The organism is Vibrio sp. 378 (assembly GCF_033339435.1).
In genome coordinates, this window is record NZ_JAWOUO010000619.1 from 1 (window position 1) to 671 (window position 671).

The following is a 671-nucleotide window of genomic DNA, read 5'->3' on the forward strand; positions in this document are numbered from 1 at the left end:
GAGAGTTTTGATACGGGTGAATAACCTTAGTATCGAGCTTAATACGATGAGATGGATATTTGATTGACTGACCAATCGCATTCGCCGCAGCCACGCTGTAGAAATTGCGCTGACCAACTAAGGTCGCCAATCGCTGTTTGCCTGCAATATCATCACCCAGCGCAATCTCACTTCGACCTAACCAATATTGCCAGCGAAGCGAGGCTTGCTCATCTTTGTTGAGCACGGCAATCCACTGTTGAACACCTTTCCAATCTGCATTTTGAATTGCTAGACGGATACGATTTTCGATCAAAGCGACATTTTTACTGGTTTTCGTCTTATCATCTCGCCATTTGGCTAGTGAATCGGATTCAGTACGAATCAGACGAATCGCAATGTAGTCCGCAAGTGCTTGGGCTTTTTCTGCTGAGAATTTTTGTCCTTTCACAACTTGCGCATACGCTTTTTGAGCTTGATTGACATCCATGCGAGCTAGCTTTTCTAACGCATATTCACTCTGAGCACGATAAAAGTCATTGGCTGGCTTTTTCTTAGCAAACTCAGCCACCGTCGCAGGTTTATCAAACAACGCTTTCATTTCTTGCGCTTGTTGTTTCGCTTTTGCAGAGCTTGGTAGCTTTTGCAAATAAGCCATCAAACTACCGTTACGAGCATCAAACGCCAACAAC

General features: G+C 44.4%; 1 pseudogene. It reads right to left on the minus strand.

Going from position 1 to position 671, the window contains the following annotated elements:
* Positions 1–671: pseudogene (locus R7Q48_RS27890) on the minus strand (lytic murein transglycosylase); the annotation flags it as partial.